The sequence below is a fragment of the Bacteroidota bacterium genome, assembly GCA_039111535.1.
In the GTDB taxonomy this organism is placed as follows: domain Bacteria; phylum Bacteroidota; class Rhodothermia; order Rhodothermales; family JAHQVL01; genus JBCCIM01.
In genome coordinates, this window is record JBCCIM010000318.1 from 1 (window position 1) to 4,231 (window position 4,231).

Sequence of the window (4,231 nt, forward strand, 5' to 3'; positions counted from 1 at the left end):
AGAAGATCCCCCTAAGCCAGCACTTCCTTCACCACCCGCGCTGCTTCCACGCCGGTCAGCTTGAAGTCGAGTCCCTGGAACTTGTAGGTGAGGCGATGGTGGTCGATCCCCAACTGATCGAGAATGGTCGCATGCAGGTCGTGCACCGACACGACAAACTCGTGCCCGTAGCAAACGCAGATTTTGCTGCACGGATGTTGACCAATGCGCCCGTCGAGATGAAAAGACTTGCCGGCCTGGATCACTTTATTATTTGGACGCACCAGGAAGTTGTAGTCGAGTCGCTGCTGGATCAGGTGAGAGAGGGGAGTTTGGAGTGAAGAGAGAGGAGTTTGGAGTGAAGAGAGAGGAGTTTGGAGTGAAGAGAGAGGAGTTTGGGGGTTGAGGACTCGAATACCCAAACTCTACCTTCGTGCTGCGCATCAAGCCATACCTAAGACTTACGCACAAACAAAACAGGATGCCCCATTCCTGTGAACGAAGCATCCTGCTTGTACAAGTTTGTATGTTGGACTACATGTCGTCCATTTTTTTCTTTTGGCCTGTTACAGGCATCTCACCAAATCCTTCAACGTTGATGGCGCCATTCAGCATGTCGTCCAGGACGTCTGCTTCGAAGGTCAGGACACCAAATTCACCGCTGTCAAATTTGAAAGAGACATGGTTGTCTTCGAAAGTGAGGCCGGTGAGGTCCATTTTGCCAGGCAGGGCGTCACTGGTGATGGAGCCTACCAGGCTGCCTTCAACTTCCATGATGCTGACAACCCCTTTGTACGTACCGTCGGGTGTGTCAACAGAGTAGTCCCACATGCCGGCAAGCGGATGCGGCGCTGCCTTTTTGGTGCTGGCGCAACCTGTCAGGAAGCCGGCTGCTACAAAGAGGATAAAAGTGGATTTTAAAATCTGTTTCATTGTAATTCGATCGAGTTATAGGATCCGAGTGTAAAGGTAACATAAAATTATTTGACGCGCTGTCACTCGAAGAACGTGTAAAGCCCCTGTTTTGTAACAAAACGGAGAAATCAAGCCTTCGCAATATCGAGTGTGTCATCCTAAGCGTCAACCCGGAAGTGCAATAATTTATGGGCGAGGGAGGTTGCGTTTTTAGAACGAAATACGTCATTTGTGAAACACCCGTTGGGTCTTCAAGACCCGACGGGTGTTTTTGCTTGCCATAACCTGAGACCTCATTTCACGGGAATATCGCATAGCAAACAAGGAATTGCGAAACGCAGAAATTACATTCTACTCGGCACTCGGCACTCGGCACTCGGCACTCGGCACTCGGCACTATGCTAACAGATTACGACAAAGCACTACTTAACGGCGACCACGGTTCGGCTGCCCGCATGGCGATGTCGATCTTGGTCCGCATGCTTCCGGCCTTCAACACCGATCGCTTTCTCGACATCTCGGCAGCCCATATCGATAGCTCGCTTTTCCAGGGGGATGCCACGCTTGAATATGCAGAACGGCTTGCTGAATTGGGTGCAAAAGTTAAGGTGCCCTCCACACTAAATGTCGGTGGGGTAGATATTCACGGATGGCGTGACTGGCACGTGCCTTCAGATTGGGCCGGCAAGTCGCACCGGCAAATGAAAGCCTACCAGCAAATGGGCTGTATTCCTACCTGGACTTGCGCGCCTTATCAAACCGAACACCGTCCGGAATTTGGACAACAGATTGCGTGGGGGGAATCCAACGCCATTGCCTTTGCCAACTCAGTCATTGGTGCACGCACCGAACGGTATCCCGATTTGCTAGATATCTGCGCCGCCATCACCGGCCGCGCGCCAGCTGCCGGCCTGCACCTTACCGAAAACCGCGCCGGGCAAATCCTCTTCAAGCTGGATGATGTGCCGGCTTCGATACAGGCCGATGATGCCTTCTATCCCGTGCTTGGCCACTACATAGGCAAACACGCCCAGGAAGGCATCCCGGTTGTAGAAGGCATGGTGGTCACGCCCACCGAGGACCAGTACAAAGCGCTTGGCGCAGCCGTTGCCTCCTCAGGAGCCGTCGCGCTGTTTCACCTGATTGGTCAGACGCCGGAAGCGCCAACCTTTGAAGCGGCATTTCAAGGTAACAAGCCGATGAAAGCACTGGTTGTTGGCCGGCGTCAGTTGGAGGGCGCCTGGCAGGAGTTGACCACAACAGACAGCGCACGGCTGGACATGGTCATCTTGGGGAGCCCCCATTTTTCGCTGGCTGAGTTTGAAGCCCTGCGACCGTTGTTGGAAGGCAAGCAGTGTCACCCTGATGTGGAATTCCTGGTTACAACCAGTCGGGGGATGCGCCAGTTTGCGGAGCGCGCCGGACATATCGAAGCGCTTGAAGCATTTGGCGGCAAAATTACGGTAGATACATGCATTTTGACTTCCCCAATGCTGTCGCCCGAGACTGAGGCCCTGATGACAAATTCTGCCAAATACGCATACTACTCACCGGGGCTGCTGAATACATCAGTTGTCTATGGCCGGCTTTCTGATTGTGTAACCTCTGCTGTAGCAGGCAAAATTATTTGTGACGGTTCATTATGGAAAAAATCCTGACCGGCGAAGTGTTGGTGCCGGGCGTCGCCACGGGACCGCTGTTGTTGAGCACAGATCCCCTTAGTTTTTGGGGTGGATACGATGCGGTTACGGGTGAAATTATTGATCGCCGGCACCCTTTGTCTGGCTTGAATGGTAAAGACCGCGTGCTGGCCATTCCGGGTACACGTGGATCGAGCACTACAACTGCTGTACTCATTGAGGCGTTTCGCCGGGAGACAGCGCCGGCCGGCTTTTTGGTAACAGATCGTGATACCTTCCTATCGCTTGCAGCCGTGGTAGCTGATGAAATGTACAGCCGACGGGTCCCGGTGATTATGCTTGATCAAACCGCTTTTGATGTGCTAGAAAACGGCGCAGCAGTTAACGTTGACACCGACGGCACAATTCGTATCAGCTGAGCAACAGATGCCTCCCATAATCGACATACACAACGCAACAGTATATCGTGGCCGAACGCGCGTATTTGACGGACTCAGTCTCCGTATTGCACCCGGGCAGAATACAGCAATCCTCGGGCCGAATGGCGCCGGCAAATCAACATTGCTGCGCCTGCTCTCTCAGGAGCTTTTTCCCGTAAAATCAGCAGATAGCTACGTCAAGATACACGGCAAAACGCGCTGGAACGTGCGGACCCTGCGCCAGCATATGGGCATCGTTTCACACGATTTGCAGTTTTCTTACAAAGGGTGGGTGACCGGTTTTGATATCGTGCTTTCTGGTTTTGACGCCAGCATAGGCATCTGGCCGCACCAGCCTTTTACCGATGAACAACAGACGCGAGCGGATGAGGTGATTGAAGAGCTGGGTATTGTGTCGCTCAGAGACCGCCGGCTCGAAACCATGTCAACCGGCGAGCAGCGCCGGTTCTTGCTTGCCCGTGCGCTGGTACACAACCCCGACGTGCTGGTGCTCGACGAACCGACAAGCGGACTCGATCTCAAAGCCTGTTTTCAATACATCGACGTGATCCGCCAGCAAATGATATTGGGGAAAACGGTTGTCCTCGTCACCCACCACGTCCACGAAATCCCCCCTGAAATCAACCACCTCGTACTGATTCAGCAGGGCCGTGTGTTAGAAGAAGGCAACAAGGCCAATGTGCTGACAAATGCCGCGTTAAGCCAGCTCTTCGATACCCCGCTCTCCCTTGTGGCGTCAAACGGATTTTATCAAGTATTGCCGGGCTGATGTGAAATTGCGCTCCTTTTTCGTGGGTATGGGCTGGCTGTTACGTGTTTAAGAGTGTAGAAGCCGTCTGAAAACAATTCCCAATGGCCTGATGATCTTTTTTCGATATACTTTCCTCTCCCTGATTGCACTCATGTTATGCTTGCCAGCAACGGCACAGGAAAAGGTCTCCCGGACCGAAAAGCTTTTTCTCAATGCAACTTTGGGGGCGCAAGGGCTATATTTTGACGGGGCCGGGCTTGAAGAAAACGATCCAGGGGGTAGCATCAGCTTTCGCGCCGGCTGGGGATTTACAGAACTGTTTACGCTGTACCTGAGCCTTAATGGTGCACAAATGCACGGGGAGGGGAATCCGTTTGTGGAAGATGATTACGAGTGGGGTGCCCTGGAATTGGGGGGGCGGTTCAATGCGGAAGATAGTCGCAAAACTTCAAGTGACTTCTCTAAAGTGGTGATATCTCCATTAGCAAGAACTGGGATCGAGACCG

6 protein-coding genes and 1 pseudogene are annotated in these 4,231 nt (G+C 52.9%); 5 read left to right on the plus strand and 2 right to left on the minus strand.

Annotation, left to right across the window (positions count from 1 at the left end):
• Positions 1 to 11: 11 nt before the first annotated feature.
• Positions 12 to 152: pseudogene (locus tag AAF564_26230) on the minus strand (DUF1501 domain-containing protein).
• A 9-nt stretch (positions 153 to 161) separates the two neighbouring features.
• Between AAF564_26230 and AAF564_26235 the strand changes: the two are divergent.
• Positions 162 to 320: a hypothetical protein gene (locus AAF564_26235; protein MEM8489072.1), complete on the plus strand. Its 159-nt coding sequence runs from the start codon at positions 162 to 164 to the stop codon at positions 318 to 320.
• Positions 321 to 513: 193 nt separating this feature from the next.
• Here AAF564_26235 and AAF564_26240 read toward each other — a convergent pair whose 3' ends face one another.
• Positions 514 to 912, minus strand: a complete 399-nt coding sequence (locus AAF564_26240; GenBank protein ID MEM8489073.1) for a hypothetical protein — start codon at positions 910 to 912, stop codon at positions 514 to 516.
• A 380-nt stretch (positions 913 to 1,292) separates the two neighbouring features.
• On the opposite strand from AAF564_26240, the gene AAF564_26245 reads away from it, so the two are divergent.
• From AAF564_26245 to AAF564_26260, 4 genes are all read left to right on the plus strand, one after another.
• Entirely contained in the window at positions 1,293 to 2,552 is a 1,260-nt protein-coding gene (locus tag AAF564_26245; GenBank protein ID MEM8489074.1) for an aconitase X catalytic domain-containing protein, read from the plus strand.
• Positions 2,537 to 2,953 (plus strand): DUF126 domain-containing protein, encoded by a 417-nt coding sequence (locus tag AAF564_26250; GenBank protein MEM8489075.1) that lies wholly within the window; start codon positions 2,537 to 2,539, stop codon positions 2,951 to 2,953. Before AAF564_26245 ends, AAF564_26250 begins: the two co-directional genes overlap by 16 nt.
• Positions 2,954 to 2,960: 7 nt before the next feature.
• Positions 2,961 to 3,743 (plus strand): ATP-binding cassette domain-containing protein, encoded by a 783-nt coding sequence (locus AAF564_26255; protein ID MEM8489076.1) that lies wholly within the window; start codon positions 2,961 to 2,963, stop codon positions 3,741 to 3,743.
• A 91-nt stretch (positions 3,744 to 3,834) separates the two neighbouring features.
• A partial coding sequence (locus AAF564_26260; protein MEM8489077.1) for a hypothetical protein occupies positions 3,835 to 4,231 on the plus strand: 397 nt, incomplete at its 3' end.

Coding starts and splice junctions, on each gene's coding strand:
- AAF564_26240 (MEM8489073.1), bottom strand. CDS start 912: ATGAAACAGATTTTAAAATCCACTTTTATCCTCTTTGTAGCAGCCGGC.
- AAF564_26245 (MEM8489074.1), top strand. CDS start 1,293: ATGCTAACAGATTACGACAAAGCACTACTTAACGGCGACCACGGTTCG.
- AAF564_26250 (MEM8489075.1), top strand. CDS start 2,537: ATGGAAAAAATCCTGACCGGCGAAGTGTTGGTGCCGGGCGTCGCCACG.
- AAF564_26255 (MEM8489076.1), top strand. CDS start 2,961: ATGCCTCCCATAATCGACATACACAACGCAACAGTATATCGTGGCCGA.